Source organism: Sphingopyxis sp. EG6, from assembly GCF_003609815.1.
In the GTDB taxonomy this organism is placed as follows: domain Bacteria; phylum Pseudomonadota; class Alphaproteobacteria; order Sphingomonadales; family Sphingomonadaceae; genus Sphingopyxis.
On record NZ_AP017603.1, the window covers coordinates 3,169,758 to 3,190,101 of the forward strand.

18 protein-coding genes are annotated in these 20,344 nt (G+C 65.7%); 8 read left to right on the plus strand and 10 right to left on the minus strand.

The window, feature by feature from the left end:
• Positions 1-19 precede the first annotated feature (19 nt).
• The 3 genes from SPYCW_RS15345 (at position 20) to argJ (ending at position 4,288) form a co-directional block, all read left to right on the plus strand.
• A complete protein-coding gene (locus SPYCW_RS15345) occupies positions 20-1,330 on the plus strand; it encodes a M20/M25/M40 family metallo-hydrolase (protein ID WP_120217534.1) in 1,311 nt (436 codons plus the stop codon).
• 95 nt (positions 1,331-1,425) lie between these two features.
• On the plus strand, positions 1,426-2,859 hold the full coding sequence (locus SPYCW_RS15350) for an aldehyde dehydrogenase family protein (RefSeq protein WP_120218338.1): 1,434 nt from the start codon (positions 1,426-1,428) through the stop codon (positions 2,857-2,859).
• A gap of 202 nt (positions 2,860-3,061) precedes the next feature.
• Positions 3,062-4,288 (plus strand): bifunctional glutamate N-acetyltransferase/amino-acid acetyltransferase ArgJ, encoded by a 1,227-nt coding sequence (gene argJ, locus SPYCW_RS15355; RefSeq protein WP_120217535.1) that lies wholly within the window; start codon positions 3,062-3,064, stop codon positions 4,286-4,288.
• Positions 4,289-4,342: 54 nt separating this feature from the next.
• Here the strand turns inward: argJ and map are convergent, their stop codons facing one another.
• The 5 genes from map to SPYCW_RS15380 form a co-directional block, all read right to left on the minus strand.
• Entirely contained in the window at positions 4,343-5,182 is an 840-nt protein-coding gene (gene map, locus SPYCW_RS15360) for a type I methionyl aminopeptidase (protein ID WP_120217536.1), read from the minus strand.
• Between the two features lie 49 nt (positions 5,183-5,231).
• Positions 5,232-5,627 (minus strand): type II toxin-antitoxin system death-on-curing family toxin, encoded by a 396-nt coding sequence (locus SPYCW_RS15365; protein ID WP_120217537.1) that lies wholly within the window; start codon positions 5,625-5,627, stop codon positions 5,232-5,234.
• Positions 5,624-5,851: an AbrB/MazE/SpoVT family DNA-binding domain-containing protein gene (locus SPYCW_RS15370; RefSeq protein WP_120217538.1), complete on the minus strand. Its 228-nt coding sequence runs from the start codon at positions 5,849-5,851 to the stop codon at positions 5,624-5,626. The genes SPYCW_RS15365 and SPYCW_RS15370 overlap by 4 nt, the downstream gene beginning before the upstream one ends.
• A gap of 43 nt (positions 5,852-5,894) precedes the next feature.
• Positions 5,895-8,243, minus strand: coding sequence for an ATP-dependent Clp protease ATP-binding subunit ClpA (gene clpA / locus SPYCW_RS15375; RefSeq protein ID WP_120217539.1), 2,349 nt, complete (start codon positions 8,241-8,243; stop codon positions 5,895-5,897).
• 599 nt (positions 8,244-8,842) lie between these two features.
• Positions 8,843-9,112, minus strand: a complete 270-nt coding sequence (locus tag SPYCW_RS15380) for a hypothetical protein (RefSeq protein WP_120217540.1) — start codon at positions 9,110-9,112, stop codon at positions 8,843-8,845.
• A gap of 285 nt (positions 9,113-9,397) precedes the next feature.
• On the opposite strand from SPYCW_RS15380, the gene SPYCW_RS15385 reads away from it, so the two are divergent.
• Positions 9,398-10,870 (plus strand): ATP-binding protein, encoded by a 1,473-nt coding sequence (locus SPYCW_RS15385; RefSeq protein WP_120217541.1) that lies wholly within the window; start codon positions 9,398-9,400, stop codon positions 10,868-10,870.
• A 152-nt stretch (positions 10,871-11,022) separates the two neighbouring features.
• On the opposite strand, the gene SPYCW_RS15390 is transcribed toward SPYCW_RS15385, so the two are convergent.
• On the minus strand, positions 11,023-11,220 hold the full coding sequence (locus SPYCW_RS15390; protein ID WP_120217542.1) for a DUF1192 domain-containing protein: 198 nt from the start codon (positions 11,218-11,220) through the stop codon (positions 11,023-11,025).
• Between the two features lie 119 nt (positions 11,221-11,339).
• Between SPYCW_RS15390 and SPYCW_RS15395 the strand changes: the two genes are divergently transcribed.
• The gene (locus SPYCW_RS15395; RefSeq protein WP_120218339.1) at positions 11,340-12,320 is read left to right on the plus strand and encodes an NAD(P)H-quinone oxidoreductase; all 981 of its coding nucleotides are present in this window, start codon (positions 11,340-11,342) and stop codon (positions 12,318-12,320) included.
• Here the strand turns inward: SPYCW_RS15395 and SPYCW_RS15400 are convergent.
• The gene (locus SPYCW_RS15400; protein ID WP_120217543.1) at positions 12,317-12,661 is read right to left on the minus strand and encodes a hypothetical protein; all 345 of its coding nucleotides are present in this window, start codon (positions 12,659-12,661) and stop codon (positions 12,317-12,319) included. The genes SPYCW_RS15395 and SPYCW_RS15400 overlap by 4 nt on opposite strands.
• 281 nt (positions 12,662-12,942) lie before the next feature.
• Here SPYCW_RS15400 and SPYCW_RS15405 point away from each other — a divergent pair, with 281 nt between their 5' ends.
• The 3 genes from SPYCW_RS15405 (at position 12,943) to ppc (ending at position 17,507) form a co-directional block, all read left to right on the plus strand.
• Positions 12,943-13,581: a DUF1013 domain-containing protein gene (locus tag SPYCW_RS15405; RefSeq protein ID WP_120218340.1), complete on the plus strand. Its 639-nt coding sequence runs from the start codon at positions 12,943-12,945 to the stop codon at positions 13,579-13,581.
• A 3-nt stretch (positions 13,582-13,584) separates the two neighbouring features.
• Positions 13,585-14,721, plus strand: a complete 1,137-nt coding sequence (locus tag SPYCW_RS15410) for an MBL fold metallo-hydrolase (protein ID WP_120217544.1) — start codon at positions 13,585-13,587, stop codon at positions 14,719-14,721.
• A gap of 107 nt (positions 14,722-14,828) precedes the next feature.
• Entirely contained in the window at positions 14,829-17,507 is a 2,679-nt protein-coding gene (gene ppc, locus SPYCW_RS15415; RefSeq protein WP_120218341.1) for a phosphoenolpyruvate carboxylase, read from the plus strand.
• A gap of 105 nt (positions 17,508-17,612) precedes the next feature.
• Here the strand turns inward: ppc and SPYCW_RS15420 are convergent, their stop codons facing one another.
• From SPYCW_RS15420 to SPYCW_RS15430, 3 genes are all read right to left on the minus strand, one after another.
• Complete coding sequence (locus SPYCW_RS15420; RefSeq protein WP_120217545.1) at positions 17,613-18,131, minus strand: hypothetical protein; 519 nt, start codon at positions 18,129-18,131, stop codon at positions 17,613-17,615.
• A 149-nt stretch (positions 18,132-18,280) separates the two neighbouring features.
• Positions 18,281-19,084, minus strand: a complete 804-nt coding sequence (locus tag SPYCW_RS15425) for an SDR family oxidoreductase (RefSeq protein WP_120217546.1) — start codon at positions 19,082-19,084, stop codon at positions 18,281-18,283.
• A 140-nt stretch (positions 19,085-19,224) separates the two neighbouring features.
• A complete protein-coding gene (locus SPYCW_RS15430) occupies positions 19,225-20,343 on the minus strand; it encodes an acyl-CoA dehydrogenase family protein (protein ID WP_120217547.1) in 1,119 nt (372 codons plus the stop codon).
• Position 20,344 lies beyond the last annotated feature (1 nt).

The following is a 20,344-nucleotide window of genomic DNA, read 5'->3' on the forward strand; positions in this document are numbered from 1 at the left end:
TAACCGGAGATTCCCCCCAATGAAATCCTTGCCGCTCACTGCCCTCGTCGCGCTTCAACTCGCGCTCGCGCCTGCCGCCGCGGCGAAACTCTCCAAAGCCGAAAGCGGGATGGCGAAGACGGTGGCGGCCGAACAGGAGCGGTCGCTTGCGCTGCTCGAAAGGCTCGTCAACCAGAACAGCGGCTCGCTCAATCTCGAGGGCGTTGAAAAGGTCGGCGCGATGATGCGCGCCGAGCTCGAACCCCTGGGCTTCAAGGTCGAATGGAAGCCGATGCGCGATACCGGGCGCGCGGGCCATCTGATCGCGACGCATGTCGGCAGAACCGACACCAAGCGCCTGCTACTCATCGCCCACCTCGACACGGTGTTCGAACCCGACTCGCCCTTCCAGACGTTCACCCGCAAGGGCGATATGGGCGAAGGCCCGGGCGCGGGCGACGACAAGGGCGGGATGGTCGTCATCGTCGCGGCGCTGCGCGCGATGCAGGCGGCGGGGACGCTGAAGGGCGCCAATATCGAGATCCACATGACCGGCGACGAGGAGGATGCGGGCCACCCGATCGAGAAGGCGCGCGCCGACCTGATCGCGGCGGGCAAGCGCAGCGACGTCGCGCTCGATTTCGAGGGGCTGGTCCGCGATGGCGGCGCCGACATGGGGTCGGTCGCGCGGCGCTCGTCGGACAGCTGGACCGTCACCGCGACGGGCAAGAGCGCGCACAGCTCGGGCATTTTCAGCGCCGCGGCGGGCGACGGCGCGATCTATGAGCTGACGCGCATCATTCACCGCTTCCGCACCGAACTTCCCGAACCGAACCTCACCTTCAACGTCGGGCTGATCGCGGGCGGGCAGCAGGCCGATCTCGACGCGGGCGGGATCCGCGCGACGGTGAACGGCAAGACCAACATCATCGCCCCGATCGCGGTCGCGCGCGGCGACCTTCGCGCGCTGTCGCCCGAGCAGATCGTGCGGGTGAAGGCGAAAATGACGGCGATCGTCGCCGACCATGCGCCGGGGACCGACGCAAGGATCGCCTTCGACCCCGGCGGCTATCCGTCGATGGCGCCGACCGACGGCAATCGCGCGTTGCTGGCGAAGCTCAACGGCGTGAACCGCGACCTCGGCCTTGCCGAAATGGCGCCGCTCGACCCGCTCAAGCGCGGCGCGGGCGATATCAGCTTTGTCGCCGCCGACGTCGACGGACTCGCGGGACTCGGCCCCTACTCGACCGGCGACCACGCCCCCGGCGAAGCGGTCGATATTCCCAGCATCGCCCGGCAGGCGACGCGCGCCGCCATATTGATGTCACGCCTTTCTGCTGAAAAGCGCTGAACTGCCGTCTTTGGCAGTTGGCTCAACTTGATTCATTCGCCACAGTGATTAGGTAGCAATCCGAGACGGAATTGACCGCCGATGGGAGAAGAATGATGAGCACCGAAACGCACCTCAAGCAAAATTACATCGGCGGCCGTTGGGTCGACAGCAAGGGCGGCAAGCTCCACGACGTCATCAATCCCGCGACCGAAGAAGCCGCCTCGACCGTCGTGCTCGGTACCGCCGCCGACGTCGACGACGCCGTGGCAGCGGCGAAGGAAGCGTTCAAAAGCTTCTCGCAGACCACGCGCGAGGAACGGCTCGACCTGCTGAACCGCATCGTCGAGGAATATAAGAAGCGCGGCGCCGACCTTGCCAAGTCGATGGCATCCGAAATGGGCGCGCCGGTCAGCTTCGCGGGCACCGCGCAAGTCGGTGCCGGCATCGGCGGCTTCCTTGGCACGATCGCTGCGCTCAAAGATTTCAGCTTCACCGAAAAATATGCCGCGGGCATGATCGCCTATGAACCGATCGGCGTCGTCGGCATGATCACGCCGTGGAACTGGCCGCTCAATCAGATTGCGCTGAAGGTCGCCCCCGCGCTCGCGGCGGGCAACACGATGGTGCTGAAACCGTCCGAAGAATGCCCCGGCAACGCGGTGATCTTCGCCGAAATCCTCGACGCCGCGGGCGTCCCCGCCGGCGTGTTCAACCTCGTCCAGGGCGACGGCCCGACCGTCGGCAACGCGATCAGCGCGCATCCGGGCATCGACATGGTGAGCTTCACGGGCTCGACCCGCGCGGGCATCCTCGTCGCCAAGGCCGCAGCCGATACCGTCAAGCGCGTCCATCAGGAACTTGGCGGCAAGTCGCCGAACATCGTCCTGCCCGACGCCGATTTCGCCGCCGTCCTGCCCCCGACGGTGCAGGGCGTGCTGGTCAACACCGGCCAGAGCTGCATCGCGCCGACGCGCATCCTGGTCCAGAAGGAGCGCGAGGCCGAGGCGGTCGGCGTCATCAAGGCGATGTTCGACGGGACGCAGGTCGGCGACCCGATGAGCGAGGGCGGCCACATCGGCCCCGTCGTCAACAAGGCACAGTTCGACAAGATCCAGGGATTGATCCAGTCGGCGATCGACGAAGGCGCAACGCTGGAAACCGGCGGCACCGGCCTGCCGTCGAACGTCAACCGCGGCTATTACATCAAGCCGACGGTCTTTTCGGGCGTCACCCCCGACATGCGCATTGCTAAGGAAGAGGTGTTCGGCCCCGTCGCCACGGTCATGGCCTATGACACGCTGGAACAGGCGGTCGATATTGCCAATGACACCGAATATGGCCTGTCGGCGGTGGTTTCGGGCGACCCCGCCAAGGCCGCCGAAATCGCGCCGAAGCTGCGCGCCGGCATGGTCGCGGTCAACGCCTGGGGGCCCGGCCCGGGCGCAGCGTTCGGCGGCTACAAGGCGTCGGGCAACGGCCGCGAGGGCGGCGTGTTCGGGCTCAAGGATTTCATGGAAGTGAAGTCGATCAGCGGTATTCCGGCCTGACACCAAAATCCTCCCTGCGGCGAAGCCGTGGGGAGGGGGACCGCCGCGAAGCGGTGGTGGAGGGGCAAGCGCGGGTAACGCCATCGCCCCTCCGTCAGCGCTTCGCGCTGCCACCTCCCCATCGCCGCGCGACAGGGAGGAACACCCCCTCCCTTGCAGGGAGGGGTTTTTCTTTGGGCGCTGGAAAGCTATGCGCCCGTGCATGACCACGCGCTCCCCCCTCGCCCCAGCCGCCTTCCCCGCCCTCCCCGACATCGCCGGGGTCACCCGCCGCGTCGCGCGCGCGCAGTATAAAAATTGGGATCGCTGCGACCTGACCTATGTCGAGCTCGCGCCCGGCACGACGGTCGCGGGCGTCTTCACACGCAATGTCTGCTGCTCGTCGGAAGTCGAGCTCGGCCGCGAACAGGTGAAGGGCGGCAAGGGCCGCGCGCTGATCGTCAACGCGGGCAACAGCAACGCCTTTACAGGCTATCGCGGGCGCGAGGCGGTCGAGCAGATCATGGGCCAGGTCGCCGCCCATCTCGGCTGCGACGCGAAGGAAGTGTTCGTCAGCTCGACCGGCGTCATCGGCGTGCCGCTGCCCAAGGACAAGGCGCGCGCCGGGGTCGCGGCCGCGCTCACGGCAGAGCCCTGCTCGTGGGAAGACGTCGCCGATACCATCGGCACCACCGATACCTTCGCCAAGGGCTCCGCCGCCAGCGCGATCGTCGGCGGCACGACCGTCCATGTCGTCGGCGTGGTCAAGGGATCGGGCATGATCGCCCCCGACATGGCGACGATGCTCGGCTATATCTTCACCGACGCCGCTGTCGCGCCCGCGCTTCTACAGGACATGCTGAGCGAGGCGACCGGCGGCAGCTTCAACAGCATCACCGTCGACAGCGACACCTCGACCAGCGACACGGTGCTGCTCTTCGCAACGGGACAGGCGGGCAATGCGCCGCTCACGACACGCGACGATCCGGGCGCCGATGCGCTTTATGCCGCGATCCGCGCGGTCGCGCTCGACCTCGCGCATCAGGTCGTCCGCGACGGCGAAGGCGCTTCAAAGTTCATCGAGATCGAGGTCAGCGGCGCGACCAGCGACGACAGCGCGAGGCGGGTCGCGCTGGCGATCGCCAATTCGCCGCTCGTCAAGACCGCGATCGCGGGCGAGGACGCCAATTGGGGCCGCGTCGTCATGGCGGTGGGCAAGGCCGGCGAACCCGCCGACCGCGACCGGCTCGCGATCCGTTTCGGCGATCATTGGGTAGCGAAAGACGGGCTGCCCGTCGACGGTTATGACGAGGCGCCCGTCGCCGCGCACCTCAAGGGGCAGGACATCCGCATCGGCGCCGACCTCGGCCTTGGCGATGGGCGCGCGACCGTATGGACGTGCGATCTGACGCACGGCTATATCAGCATCAACGCCGATTATCGCAGCTGACGCCTGACGCGGCGACATTGCCCGGACTGGTGGCGGGCGTGGCGCCCCCGGATGTCAATTCCAGGGCGGAGCGTTCAGTCCTTTGGGGCTCGCGGTAAAAATCTCGCAGCCCGTTTCGGTGATGCCGATACTATGTTCGAACTGTGCCGAAAGGCTGCGGTCGCGGGTCACCGCGGTCCAGCCGTCGGCGAGCATCTTCACCGCATATTTGCCGGTGTTGATCATCGGCTCGATGGTGAAGAACATGCCGGGGCGAAGCTCGGGGCCCGTCCCGGGGCGGCCCGCATGGACGACCTCGGGCGCGTCGTGGAACATCTGGCCCAGTCCATGGCCGCAAAAATCGCGCACGACCGAATAACGGTGGCGTTCGGCGTGGGTCTGGATCGCGTGCGCGACGTCGCCCATCCGATTGCCGGGCTTCGCCTGCTCGATGCCCAGCATCAGGCATTCGTAAGTGACTTCGACGAGGCGCTTCGCCTTGATCGGCACGTCGCCGACCAGATACATGCGGCTCGTGTCGCCATGCCAGCCGTCGACGATGGAGGTCACGTCGATATTGACGATGTCGCCCTCGCGCACCGGCTTGTCATCCGGAATGCCGTGGCAGACGACATGGTTGATGCTGGTGCAGCAGCTGTGCGTGAAACCGCGATAGCCGAGCGTCGCGGGGATGCCGCCGCCATCGAGCATCATCTGGCGCACAAGGTCGTCGATCGCCGCGGTGGTCACGCCCGGCTGGACGAAGGGGACCAGCGCGTCGAGGATTTCGGCCGACAACCGCCCCGCCTTGCGCATGCCCGCGAAGCCCGCTTCGTCGTGCAGCTTGATCGTGCCGTCGCGCACAGGCGTGGGGGCGCCAGCGTCGGCGGTGGTTACGGAGACATAGTCGTACATGGGGGTGATATAGGCTAGGCAGGCTCAAAAAGCGAGGGGTGGGCACCAGTCAACTGGGTACCAAGCGTTCACGAAACCATCGTGCCAATTCTGCTTCGCCGAGGTCGCCCGCCGCTATCGCGAGAACCGTCGCAATAGCGTCGTCAGGCCCAAACTCTAAATGATGTCCATTGAGTCGCAAAAAGAGCCGCGCGAGCACCCACGCGGTCCTCTTGTTGCCGTCACCAAAAGGATGATTCCGCGCTACGCCGAACGCATAGGCGGCGGCGAGCGCCATAGGGTCGTCTTCGCCATAGGCCCATTGGTTCCTTGGCCGGGCCAAGGCCGATTCCAGCATGCCCGGATCGCGCACTCCCGATATACCACCATGTTCGGCCAATTGTCGGTCATGGATTGCCAGTGCCAAATCGGCATCGAGCCAGACCGGCTCGATGCGATCGGTCACTTTGCCAGGACGCGCAATATATCGCGATCCTCACGCATGATTTCCTCGGCAACCGCCATTTTGGCGGCGAAATCCGGATTGGAGGCGGTCAGGCGCAAGCCATCGGGGGCTTCCGTGGCATAGAGTGTATCGCCCAATGCGACGCGCAACCGCGAGAGCAGTTCCTTTGGCAAGATTACCGCAGCGCTATTGCCGACTTTGGTGATTTTGAGCGGCGTGTTCATACGTTCGTTATAACACGCCGCTCCGAAAAATCAAGACAGCGCGTTACTCCGCCGCCTTCTTCGCCTTGTCGGCCTTTGGCGTTTTGGCCTTGCCCTTGCCCGCTTTTGGCGGGGCTGAGACGATTTCGAACGCCAGCGGGTTGCCGACATGGGCGTCCTCGCCGGTCTTCATCTTCACCTTGACCTCGCCGCCATGGACCAGCTTGCCGAAGAGCAGTTCCTCGGCGAGCGGCTGCTTGATCTTTTCCTGGATCAAACGGCCCATCGGACGCGCGCCATAGAGCTTGTCATAGCCCTTGCCGGTCAGCCATTCGCGCGCCGCATCGTCGAGCTGGATGTGGACGTTGCGGTCGGCGAGCTGCAGTTCGAGTTCGAGGATGAACTTGTCGACGACGCGCGCCACGACCTCGGGCGGCAGATAACCGAAGGGGACGATCGCATCGAGGCGGTTGCGGAATTCGGGGGTGAACATGCGCTTCACCGCCTCTTCCTGCACATCCTCGCGCGTCGACTGGCCGAAACCGATCGATTCGCGCGCCATGTCGCTCGCGCCCGCATTGGTCGTCATGATCAGGATGACGTTGCGGAAGTCGACCGTCTTGCCGTGGTGGTCGGTCAGGCGGCCGTTGTCCATCACCTGAAGCAGGATGTTGAACAGGTCGGGATGCGCCTTTTCGATTTCGTCGAGGAGCAGCACGCAATGCGGGTTCTGGTCGATCGCATCGGTGAGCAGCCCGCCCTGATCGTAACCGACATAGCCCGGCGGCGCCCCGATCAGGCGGCTGACCGAATGGCGCTCCATATATTCGGACATGTCGAAACGCTGGAGCGGGATGCCCATGATCGACGCGAGCTGCTTGGCGACCTCGGTCTTGCCGACGCCGGTCGGGCCGCTGAACAGATAATTGCCGATCGGCTTTTCGGGATCGCGGAGGCCCGCGCGGCTTAGCTTGATCGCCGACGACAGCACCTCGATCGCGGTGTTCTGGCCAAAGACGACGCGCTTGAGGTCGGTTTCGAGGCTGGCGAGCGTCGCCTTGTCGTCGGTCGACACCGACTTGGGCGGGATGCGTGCCATCGTCGCGATGACGGCCTCGATCTCCTTCGCGGTGATCGTCTTCTTGCGCTTCGACGGGGCGACGAGCATCTGCATCGCGCCGACCTCGTCGATCACGTCGATCGCCTTGTCGGGCAATTTGCGATCGTTGATGTAGCGCGCCGACAGGTCGACCGCGGCGTTGATCGCATCCTGCGTGTAGCGAACCTGATGATGCGCCTCGAACGCGCTGCGCAGCCCGGCGAGGATCTTCTTCGTATCCTCGAGCGTCGGCTCGACGACGTCGATCTTCTGGAACCGGCGGAGCAGCGCGCGATCCTTTTCGAAATGGTTGCGGAACTCCTTATACGTCGTCGAGCCGATGCAGCGGATGACGCCGCCCGACAGCGCGGGTTTCAGCAGGTTCGACGCGTCCATTGCGCCGCCCGACGTGGCACCCGCGCCGATTACGGTGTGGATTTCGTCGATGAACAGGATCGCGTGCGGCAGCCCTTCAAGTTCGGTGACGACCTGTTTCAGCCGCTCCTCGAAGTCGCCGCGGTAGCGCGTACCCGCAAGCAAAGCGCCCATATCGAGCGAATAAATGACCGCGGGCAGCAGCACTTCGGGCACGTCGCCCTCGATGATCTTGCGCGCGAGGCCTTCGGCGATCGCGGTCTTGCCGACGCCGGGATCGCCGACATAGAGCGGGTTGTTCTTGCTGCGGCGGCAAAGGATCTGGATCGTGCGGTCGACCTCGGCGCTGCGGCCGATCAGCGGATCGACCTTGCCTCCCTTCGCTTTCTCGTTGAGGTTGACGGTGAACTGGTCAAGCGCGGTTTCCTTTTTCGACTTGCCGTCGCCCTTGTCCTTCGTTTCTTCCTTTTCCTCGGGCTCGGCGGTGGGCGAGGGCTTGCCGCCCTTGCCGACGCCGTGGCTGAGGTAAGATACAGCGTCGAGGCGCGTCAGGTCCTGCTGCTGCAGGAAATAGACGGCATAGGATTCGCGTTCGGAGAAGAGCGCGACGAGGACGTTGGCGCCCGTCACCTCATCCTTGCCCGACGACTGGACGTGCAGGATCGCGCGCTGGACGACGCGCTGGAAACCCGACGTCGGCGACGGATCGCTGTGCCCCTCGACCTTCAGGCTGTCGAGTTCGGTGTCGAGATAGTGGACGACCGCCGATTGCAGGTCATCGAGCGCGACACCGCAGGCGCGCATCACTTCGGCGGCATGCTCGTCGTCGATCAGCGCATAGAGCAGATGCTCGAGCGTCGCATATTCATGGTGGCGCTCCGAAGCGGCCTTCAGCGCGTTATGGAGGGTCTTTTCGAGGCTTTCCGAAAAGGACGGCATGGGTCTCATCTCCTTGCGGGGACGACGCCGGGGAGATGGCGGCCCCCTTAGGCACGTAACGTGGCGATGCCGCCGCCCCACCGCAAGGGAAAAGCGGTCGGCATTGTGAAATTACGATGACGGGGTTGTATTATGGTTAACGAGATGTTCGGATTGGGTCGAGGTTCTGCAATTCGCCTCGCGACGATCCGTTCAAGGGTAGAAAACGCGACCCTGGGCTTTGGGCGCATGCGGTATTTGCGGTCCGTCGGGCCTTAAAGCCACAAAAGCCCCGCATGGGCGCCTCGAAACTGTGTCCTTTGTGGCCTTAAGGCGACAAAGGGCGCGGATGTTGATGTCGAAAATGTCTCCTGTGTCGCTTTGGGCGAGGGTTGCTGAAGCCGACCATTTCAAAGAGCGTGGCGGAGGCTGGCACGGCGGAATAAAGTAGGACAGCGATTTTTTGTCGCTCGCCCAATCTCTGTTTTGGGGTGGGAAGCGGCCGTTCCAACTGACCGTCGCCCCCGCGAAGGCGGGGGCCGCTAGCTGCCTATCCCTGCGTCGCTGCGTAAACCGACAGCGGCCCCCGCCTTCGCGGGGGCGACGTCATGATTCGGTCGTTACCTGCCGTCCTCCGCGCCCGTCCGATCCACCATATCCATGAAGTCGCGCGCCGTGTCGCGCTCGCTCTCATCCTTGAACGCGACGTCTAGGTCGGGGGCGACGCCGAGCATGTACATTAGCGCCCACAGGGCGAAGCGGCGGCCGGGGTTGGTTTCGAGGCCGAAGTCGACGCGCATGCGTTCGGTGCCCGCGGCGTGCGCCTCGGGATGGATCGCCGCCAGGTCGGCGGTGCCGAAGTAGCGGCGGAGCTGGTCGTCGAAATCCATGTCGTCCTTTTGGACGCTTCACGCCGCTTGGCAAGTCGGGCCAGCGTCGGTTCCGTTTCTTTCCCTCCCCCTTGATGGGGGAGGTAGCGAGACTTGGCAGCTTGCTGCCTAATCGCAGCGGTGGGGGTGATCTCTCGACCCGAAGCGGCGACGCAAGAACGCACCGTCACCCCCATCCAACTCCGCCTAGCCGCTCCGCGGCAAGGCTGCGTATCCTTCCCCCATCAAGGGGGAAGGTTGTTGATCCGGTTGTCATTGGCCAAGCGCGCCGATAGGGCGGCCAGTGTGAAAACCAGCATCGACATCGGGACCGACAGCGCGGGGCAAAATGTGCGCGTCGACGTGCAGGAGCTGCTCGCGACGCGTTTGCTCGTGCAGGGCAATTCGGGGTCGGGCAAGTCGCACCTGCTGCGCCGGATTCTCGAGGAAAGCGCCGCGCTGGTGCAGCAGATCGTGATCGATCCCGAGGGCGACTTCGTCACGCTCGCCGATGCGTACAGCCATGTCGTGATCAACGGCGGCGACTATAACGAGCGCGAGATCGCGGCGATGGGTGCGCGCATTCGTGAGCATCGCGCGTCGATCATCCTCAGCCTGGAGTCGCTCGACATCGAGGCGCAGATGACCTGCGCCGCAGCGTTCCTGAATGCCTTGTTCGATGCGCCGCGCGAGCATTGGTTTCCCGCGCTGGTGGTGGTCGACGAGGCGCAGATGTTCGCGCCGAGCGTCGCGGGTGACGTCGCGGACAATGTCCGCCGCGCAAGCCTGTCGGCGATGACGAACCTGATGTGCCGCGGGCGTAAACGTGGTTTAGCGGGGGCGATTGCGACGCAGCGGCTGGCGAAGCTCGCCAAGAATGTCGCCGCCGAGGCGAGCAATTTCCTGATGGGGCGCACCTTCCTCGACATCGACATGGCGCGCGCCGCCGACCTGCTCGGCATGGAACGGCGGCAGGCGGAGGCGATCCGCGATCTGGAGCGCGGGCATTTCCTGGGGCTTGGCCCCGCGATCTCGCGGCGCCCGATCGCGGTGCGGATCGGCTCGACGCAGACCTCGACGCGGCTGGGCACGCACGGGCTGATGCCGCTGCCGTCGGCGGGCGGCGACGATATGCGCTCGATGCTGTTCACCGAGATGGAGGCGCCGGTGGCGCCGCGCATCTTTGCGCCCGAACCCGAACCGGTCGCGGCGAGCGAGGTTATGGAGCGCATCGCGGCAAGCGAAGGACTTCACGAAGATCGCGATGCGCCGCCCGTCCTCGACATCATCGCCGCGGTCGAGGAAGCGGAGCAGAGCGACGCGGTGGTGGTTGCGATGCTCGAGGACATGCTCGCCGACCCCGACAGCGCTTTCCAGCCCGAATCCTTCCTCTACCAGGATTTTTCGGTGCGGTGCCGGATGGCGAAGCTGAAGAAGGTGCCGCTCGACCTGGCGGCGTTTCGGTACCGCTTCGCGCTTGCCAAGGGCGGCGTGTTCGACCCGTCCGCGCCGCGCTGGGCCGAGGCATTGCGCGTGGCCGAACGCCTGCCCGACGATATGCTCGCACCCTTCCTGCAAATCGCCCGCGCCGCGCTCGACGGCGAACCCTGTCCCGACGACGAGGTGCTGGGCCGCGCCTATGGCAGCCATTCGCCGGGGCGCATCCGGCGGCTGGTCGAATATATGGAGAAGCAGGGCGCGATTGTCGTGCGCTCGGATTTCGGTGGGCGGCGGTCGATCGGCATTCCCGAACTAGGGCTCAGCACCGAGGCGGAGTGAGGCGAACCGCTTGTTGACACGGCTGTCGAAAAAGCCGTTTGTGCCGAGCTTGTCGAAGCACTGCCCTTCTTCCCAACGCAGAAAGAAAGGAACGGCCCTTCGACAAGCTCAGGGCGAACGGATGATGGGAGCGGCCGCCAAATGCGTCGCCCCTACCCCTTTTTGAACAGCGCGTCGGCGATCGCCTTGTGGCTGGTGGCGGCGGCGCGGTGCGCCTTGACGCGCGCGATTTCGGCCTCGAGCGTCGCGATACGGTCATCGAGTTCGCTCACCGACAGCGGGTCGAGCGGTTGCCGGGTCAGCGCCGCGAGCGCATCGTCGCGGCGGCGGGGAAGATCGTCATCGTCCATGGCGGTTCCTCCTGAAAAGCCTCGCGACTGTTGACCCGGTGCGCCGCGCTGTCAATAAGGTGGCCGTAAGGGCGAAGTGAAAAGTGGGGAAAATCAACGTGACCAGCCTGCCAGCGAGCATGACCGCGATCGCCATCAGCGCGCCCGGCGGACCCGAGGTTCTGGTCCCCGAGCAGCGTCCGGTCCCGCAGCCGGGGCCGGGCGAAGTGCTGATCCGCGTCGCCGCCGCGGGGGTCAACCGCCCCGACGTGCTGCAACGGATGGGATTTTACCCGCCGCCGCCGGGCGCATCGGACCTGCCCGGGCTGGAGATCGCGGGGACGATCGTGGCGGTCGGGCCGGGCGGCGATCCCGAATTGCTGGGACAGGCGATGTGCGCGCTGGTCGCGGGCGGCGGCTATGCCGAATATTGCCTCGCGCCGGTCGGCAGCTGCCTGCCGGTACCGCCGGGCTTTACGATGGCCGAGGCCGCGGCGCTGCCCGAAACCGTCTTCACCGTCTGGCACAATCTGTTCGAGCGCGCGTGGATCGCGGAGGGTGAAACGGTGCTGGTCCATGGCGGCACCAGCGGCATCGGCACGACCGCGATCGGCCTTTGCAAATTGTTCGATATCAAGGTCATCGTGACGTGCGGCAGCGCCGACAAATGCGCCGCGGCAATGGCGCTGGGCGCGACCCAAGCGATCGACTATTCGGCCGAGGATTATGTCGACGCGGTCAAGACGTTTACCGGCGGCAAGGGGGTCAACGCCGTGCTCGACATGGTCGGCGGCGATTATGTGCCGCGCAACCTGGCGTGCCTCGCCGAGGACGGGCGCCACGTCACCATCGCGTTTCAGCGCGGTGCAAAGGTCGAGATCGACATTTCAGATGTCATGCGCCGCCGCCTGACGCTGACCGGATCGACGCTCCGCGCGCGCAGCGCCGACTTCAAGGCCGCGCTGGCCGACGAGATTCACCGTACGCTGTGGCCGCGCCTTGCCGCGGGCGGATGGAAGCCCGCGATGGATCGGATATTCCCGCTCGCCGAGGCAAGCGCCGCGCACGCGCGGATGCAGGCGGGCGAGCATGTCGGAAAGATTGTCCTGGCCGCGGCTTAGCCCGGACATAGTCCGCCGGGGCACCCCGGCTGCACGCGCGCGCGGTCCATGACTTCGCGGGTACCGTCCTGCGCATCGCGCGCCAGACGTTCGATGTCTTCGCGCGTCTGGCAGGTGCGAATCGCCTTGACCAGCGAGCCGGTGGTCCCTTCGCGCTTGCAGACGATATAATAGCGGTGATCCTTGGGCAGCTTCGCGTTGAACGCCCGGATTTCGGCCAGCGTCATCTTCGGCGCATCGGGGCGCTCGACGTCGGTGGCATCATTGGCCGAAACCGCACCGGCGCTGAGCATCAGCGCGATGCTGCTGATGATGGCAGCGCCCGACCTGATCGTCTTCATGAACTTCCGCTCCTGAAATATCTGTATTTGACGGATGATTGACACATATTCCGCAGAGGTCAACGCCCCAAGGCGTAACGCTTTGCAGATCGGGCGGCAACGTCAGCGCCGTACCGGTACGCTGGTCGCCGGTCGCGGCAATCGCCCGATATGGCTGGCCCCTTGCCCCTTTTGCCAATCCGGTTTACAGCCGCCGCCATTATTCGGCCGCTCCGCGAGGGGCGGCCCTTTTATTTCCGCTTGGAGAAATCGCCATGGCCACCGCCGACGCCACCCCGCTGATGCCGCATGCGACCGCCGCCTGGCTGGTCGACAACACCGGCCTGACCTTTGCCCAGATCGCCGAATATTGCGGCATCCATATCCTGGAAGTGCAGGCGATCGCCGACGAGACCGCCGCGACCAAATATACCGGCCGCGACCCCGTCCGCGCGCACGAGCTGTCGATGGAAGAAATCGAAAAGGGTCAGAACGACCCGAACTACAAGCTCAAGATGAGCAAGCAGGCGCAGGACACGATCCGCCGCACCCGCGGCCCGCGCTACACCCCGGTCAGCAAGCGCCAGGACAAGCCCGACGGCATCGCCTGGATCCTGAAGAATCACCCCGAGGTGTCGGACGGCGCGATCGGCAAGCTGATCGGCACCACCCGCAACACGATCGGCGCGATCCGCGACCGCAGCCATTGGAACAGCGCGAACATCGTCGCCAAGGATCCGGTGACGCTGGGCCTGTGCTCGCAGCGCGAACTCGATGCGCTGGTCGCCAAGGCGGCGAAAAAGGCCGGTATCGAAGCGCCGACCGACAACCGGCTGGAGGGTGATCGCGAAGCGCTGCTCGAAGAATTGCGCGCCGAACGCACCGCCGCCAACGAGGCGCGCGCCGCCGAGGAAACCGCCGAAACCGACGGCGAGGCGTAATCTATGCCGGGTAGCGATGACGACCAGATCCCGGCGGCCAGCGGCTCGCCGGACGCATCGCTGACCCAAGACGACAGCTTTACCGCGACCAGCCACGCCGGCCTGACCTATCCGTGGGGCGACGCGGCGCCGGGCGCCGGCGAGGTGATCCGTATCGCGCCGGGGATCAGCTGGGCGCGCATCCCGATGCCGGGGTCGCTCGGCCATATCAACAGCTGGCTGCTCGACGACGATGCCGATGGTGATGATGGCGCCGCGATCGTCGATACCGGCATCTGCCTGACCATGTGCTCGGACGCTTGGAAGGCGCTTTATGCGGGCGCCCTGAACGGCAAGCGGATCACGCGCGTCATCGGCACGCATTTACACCCCGACCATATCGGCCTCGCGGGCTGGATCGCAAAGAAACAAGGCGTCAAGCTGTGGATGACGCGCGGCGAGATGCTGACCGCGCGCGCGATCGTCGCCGATTCGGCGGACACCGCGCCCGACGAGGTGCTGGCGCAATCGCGCGCCGCGGGCTGGAACGATACGGCGATCGAGGCGCAGCGGTCGCGCGGCTGGAACATGTTCCAGCGCATGATCTTTACCCTGCCGCGCAGCTATGTGCGGATGCGCGACGGCGAGCGGCTCGGCTTTGGCGCGCACCAATGGCGCGTCGTGACGGGGTCGGGGCACAGCCCCGAACATGCGTGCCTGTGGAACGAGAAGGAAGGCGTGCTGGTGTCGGGCGACCAGGTTCTGCCGCGGATCAGTTCGAACGTATCGGTCAACATCACCGAACCCGACGCCGACCCGCTGGGCGAATGGCTGGCCTCGATCGACAAATTGCTGGCGACCATCCCCGCCGACGTCATCGTGTGTCCTGCACATGGCGAGCCGTTCAAGGGGCTGCACGTCCGGTTGATGGCGCTACGCGACGAGCATCGGATGCGACTGTATAATCTGGCCGAAGCCGCGGCCAAGGCGCCGATGCGTGCGATCGACAGCTTTCCGCTGCTCTTCAACCGCCCGATCGGCGAGCATAATCTGGGGCTGGCGACCGGCGAAGCGCTCGCGCACCTCAAGCGACTCGAAGTCGAAGGCCGCGTGAAACGCGAAGACCGCGACGGGGTGTGGTGGTATCACGGCGTCGCATAAGCGCGCGCAGGCGGCAAAACCCGCCCGGCCCGAATGACGAATAGCGCAGACGGCGCATAGCTATGCGCGGCTTGACGCTGCGCCTTCGCAGGTGCAGCAATCGCGCCATGGGGCCGCCGATCCAGATCTCGCAAAATCCCGACATCCGCTACCTGGGGCGGATCCTGGGTGATGTCATCCGCGCCTATGGCGGCGACAAGCTGTTTCGCCAGACCGAATATATCCGCTCGTCGAGCGTCGACCGCCACCGCGGCATAGCGGGGGCCGAGGCGATCGACCCGGGGCTCGATGCGCTCAGCCTCGACGACACGATCGCGTTCGTGCGCGGGTTCATGCTGTTTTCGATGCTCGCCAATCTGGCCGAGGACCGGCAGGGGGTCGCGGCGGAGCCCGAGGCCACCGTTGCGGCGGCGATCGAGAAACTGAAGGGCGACGGGATCGACAGCGACGCGATCGCGGCGCTGCTGAGCGCCTCGCTCGTCGCGCCGGTGCTGACCGCGCATCCGACCGAGGTGCGGCGCAAATCGGTGCTCGACCACAAGAACCGCATTGCCGAGTTGATGCTGCTGCGCGATGCCGGCGCCGACGAGACGCCCGAGGGCGATGTCGTCGAGGAGGCGATCCGGCGGCAGATCATCCTGCTGTGGCAGACGCGGCCGCTGCGCACCGAAAAATTGTTCGTTGCCGACGAGATCGACAATGCGCTGACCTATTTGCGCGACGTCTTCCTGCCCGTGGTGCCGAAATTATATGCGCGCTGGGAGGCCGAGCTCGGGCAGCGGCCCGCAAGTTTCCTGCGCGTCGGCAGCTGGATCGGCGGCGACCGCGACGGCAATCCGTTCGTCACCGCCGAGACGATGCACATGGCGACCGTGCGCAACGCGGCAGCGGCGCTCGGCCATTATATCGACGCGGTGCATGGGCTGGGCGCCGAATTGTCGGTGTCGGCGAGCCTTGCCGCGGTTCCCGATGCGGTCGAGGCGCTGGCCGAGGCGAGCGGCGACAATGCACCGAGCCGCCGCGACGAACCCTATCGCCGCGCGCTGTCGGGCATTTATGCGCGGCTTTGCGCGACCTATACGCAGATTGTTGGCAAGGCGCCGCCGCGACCATCGGCTCTGAAGGGGGAGGCTTACGCAACGCCCGCCGATTTTCGCCGCGGCCTCGTGACCATCGCCAACGGGCTGTCGGCGAACAGCCAGGGCCAGTTCGGCGGTATCGGTGCGCTTGGGCGGCTGATCCGCGCGGTCGAGGTGTTCGGGTTCCACCTCGCGACGCTCGACATGCGGCAGAACAGCGCGGTGCACGAGCGGGTGCTGGCCGAGCTGCTGGCGATTTCGGGCGTATGCGCCGACTATCGCGCGCTCGACGAGGAAGCGCGCGTCGCACTGCTGACTGCCGAGCTCGCCAGCGACCGACCGCTCGCCGCGCCGTGGCACGAATGGAGCGACGAGACCGCGGGCGAACTGGCGATCGTCCATGCCGCCGCCGATGTGCGGGCGCGGTTGGGCAAGGACGCGATCTGCCAGTGGATCATCAGCATGGCGCAGACTTTGTCCGACCTGCTCGAAGTCCATGTCCTCGCCCGCGAAGCCGGATTATGGCGCAGCGGCGAAGCGGCGGGGCAGAGCAACCTGATGGTCGTCCCCTTGTTCGAGACGATCGCCGATCTCGACAAGGCGCCGGACATCATGGCGCGCTACTTCGCGATGCCCGAGATCGGCCCGCAGATCGGCCAGCGCGGGCATCAGGAAGTGATGATCGGCTATTCCGATTCGAACAAGGACGGCGGTTACCTGACCTCGACCTGGGGGCTGCACCAGGCGTCGCAGGCGCTGACCTCGGTGTTCGAGGAAGCCGACACCGCGATGCAATTGTTCCACGGCCGGGGCGGCGCGGTCGGGCGCGGCGGCGGCAGTGCCTTTGCCGCGATCCGCGCGCAGCCCGCGGGTACCGTGCAGGGGCGCATCCGGATTACCGAACAGGGCGAAGTGATCGCGGCGAAATATGGCACCGCCGACAGCGCGGCGACGAACCTGGAGGCGATGGTGTCGGCGAGCCTGCTCGCGAGCCTCGAGCCCGAGGCACTGAGCGACGCCGACGCCGCGCGCTTTACCGCCGCGATGGACGCGCTGTCGGACAGCGCTTTCGCTGCGTATCGCGGGCTGGTGTACGACACGCCGACGTTCAAGGATTTCTTTCGCGCGATGACCCCGATCGCCGAGATCGCGACGCTGAAGATCGGTTCGCGCCCGTCGAGCCGCACCAAATCGAGCGCGATCGAGGATCTGCGCGCGATCCCCTGGGTGTTCAGCTGGGCGCAGGCGCGCGCGATGCTGCCCGGCTGGTACGGGACAGGCGAAGGCTTTGCAGCGTTCGGCGACAAGGCGCTGCTCGCCGACATGGCGCAAAGCTGGCCATTCTTCGCCGCGCTGCTCGGCAATATGGAGATGGTGCTCGCGAAATCCGATATGGGGATCGCGGCGCGCTATGCCGAACTGGCGAGCGGAGTCGAAGGCCATGCGGCAATCTTCAACCGCATCCGCGACGGCTGGAACCGCGCGCATGACGGACTGCTCGCCATCACCGGCCAGACGCGGCTGCTTGAAAAGAACCCGGCGCTCGAGGCGTCGATCCGGTTGCGGCTGCCCTATATCGAGCCGCTCAACCTGCTCCAGATCGAGCTGATGAAGCGGCATCGTGCCGGGGAAACGGACCCCAGAATTGCCGAGGGCATCCAGCTGACGATCAACGCGATCGCGACGGCGCTCAGGAATAGCGGTTAATAACCGTCGACCCCACGGAGGCGGGGGCCGCAATCGGTTTACGCGGCGAGGCAGGAACAGGGCAACAGCGGCCCCCGCCTTCGCGGGGGCGACGGCCAGTTTCAGCTATTTCGAAACGATCACCACCTGACCCTTGGCATTCGCGCCATCGGGAGCAAAGCTGATCGTGAAATCGTCGCCATCCTTGGCGGTGCCGCGCAGCGTCGTACCGGCGCGTTCGACCTGGATGTTGCGCTTGGCAAATTCGGCGCCCATCCAGTCCGCGGCGACTTTGGGCGCGGCGGGCGAGCTGAAGCCAAATTTCACCGTCGCGGTGTCGGCGCCATTCTTGTCGCTAGCGTCGATGTCCATCGCGTTGATCTTGCTGCCGGGATAGAGTTTCACCCCGTCGATATCGAAATCGGTGTTGATGTCCATGTCGCCCAGATCGGGGATGTCGAGGTCGATATTGACCCCTTCGCCGCCGATCTTGATCTTGCCGCCATCCTTGCCCGAGGTGATCTGGACCTTGCCGCCATTATCGCCGTCGGCGTTGATCGAAATATCGGGGCTGTCGGCGGCCTTCTCGTCCTGCCCGCAGGCGGCGAGCAGCATCATCGGGGGGATCAGGAAAGCGAAACGCATGGCACATCTCCTTGGTGCATTAGTTGAATAATACACCTTGGAGTTCGCGGAGTCAACTTCGCAGCTTCGTCATCCCGGACTTGATCCGGGATCCATCCAGCCACTTTAGTCGTGGACCCCGGATCAGGTCCGGGGTGACGACCGCGAGATCAGGCGTCGATGCTGGTCTTCAAATCGCCGTGCACCAGCCCGCCGTCGACGGTGATTGTGTCGCCGACGACATAGTCGCCCGCCTTCGACGCGAGGAAGATCGCGGCCCCGGCCATATCCTCGGGCACGCCGATGCGCTTCACGGGGATGCTTTTCGCGACCGCATCGCCATGGTCGCGCGCCGCCTTGTTCATGTCGGACTGGAAGGCGCCCGGCGCGATGGCGGTGACAAGGATATGATCGGTAACGAGGCGCGCCGCGAGCCGCTTGGTAAGGTAGAGAATCGCCGCCTTCGACGCGTGGTAGCTATAGGTTTCCCACGGATTGAGGCGCTGGCCGTCGATCGAGCCGATGTTGATGACCTTTGCCGGGCGTTCATGCGAACCGCCGGCCTTGAGCAGTCCGTGCAGCGCCTGCGTCAGGAAGAAGGGCGATTTGACGTTGATGTCCATCACCTTGTCCCAGCCCGCTTCGGGGAAGCCTTCGAAGGGTTCGCCCCACGCCGCCCCGGCGTTGTTGACGAGGATGTCGACGCGTTCCTCGCGCGCTTCGAGTTCCTTGGCGAGCGCGCGGCAGCCCTCAACCGTGGCGAGGTCGACGGGCAGGCCGATGACCTTGCCCGGATAGCGCGTTTCGAAATCGGCGACGGCCTCCTCGATCTGCTGCGTCTTGCGCGCCGAGATGTAAACGCGCGCGCAGCCCGCGGCTAGGTAACCCTCGACGATCATCTTGCCGATGCCGCGCGAGCCGCCGGTGACGAGCGCGATGCGGCCGTCGAGGCCGAACATGTCCTGGAGGTTCATAAAACTGTCCTTTCGACTCCCTCCCCTTCAGGGGAGGGTTGGGGTGGGGCCTGTGGGCCGTCTGCCCTCCCCGCTGCGACTAGGGAACTAGTTCCCAAGTCTCGCTGCCCCTCCCGCAAGCGGGAGGGGATGGATTCAACTCAATACCCGTTCATCCGCGCGACCTGGTCGATGTGATAATGCACGTCGCCCATAAACTCGGCGAGCGCGCGGTCACGCTTCATATAGAGGCCGATGTCATATTCGTCGGTCATGCCAATGCCGCCGTGCATCTGCACGCCTTCGCGCACCGCAAGGTTCGCGGCGCGACCGGCCTTGGCCTTGGCGACCGAGACCATCAGCTTTGCGCCTTCGCTGCCCTCGTCGAGCAGCTGCTGCGCCTTCATCACCGTCGCGCGCGCGACTTCCATCTCGCCATAGAGATGCGCGGCGCGGTGCTGGAGTCCCTGGAACTCGCCGATCAGCTTGCCGAACTGCTTGCGTTCCTTGAGGTAGGTGACGGTCATGTCCATCGCGCCCTGCCCGACACCGACCATTTCGGCGGCGGCACCGGTGCGCGTCGCAGCGAGCAGCGCGTCGAGGATCTCGCCGCCGGCATCGACCTCGCCGATCACCGCGTCGGCATCGACCTCGACGCCGTCGAGCGTGACATGGCTCGCGAGGCTGGAGTCGACGAGGCGGCGCGGGTTGGCGGTGACGCCCTTGGCGTCCTTCGGCACCGCGAACAGCGTAATACCGCCGTCGGTCTTCGCCGCGACGATGCTCATGTCGGCGACATGGCCGTGGAGGACGAAGCTTTTCTTGCCGTCGAGGCGGAAGCCGTTGCCGGCGCGCGTTGCGGTGGTGGCGATCCGGTCGGGGCGGTGCTTCGCGCCTTCGTCGATCGCGAGTGCGACGATCGCCTCGCCGCTGGCAATGGCGGGGAGCCAGCGGCCCGCCTGCGTGCCGCCCGCTTTCGCCAGCGCGGCGACCGCGCCGACGCTGGTCGACAGGAAAGGCGACGGAGTCAGGTTGCGGCCGATTTCCTCGAGCACGATGCCCGCTTCCACATGCCCGATGCCGAGCCCGCCATGGGCTTCCGGGACGAGCATCCCGGGCAGGCCCATTTCGGTGAACTGCGCCCACAGGTCCCGCGAGAAGCCGGTCGCGTCCGCGCTGTCGCGCAACTTGCGGAGATGCGAGACCGGCGCCTGTTCGGCGACGAAGGGCGCGACGCTGTCCTTGAGCATCGCCTGATCGTCATTGTGGTACAAGGGCATG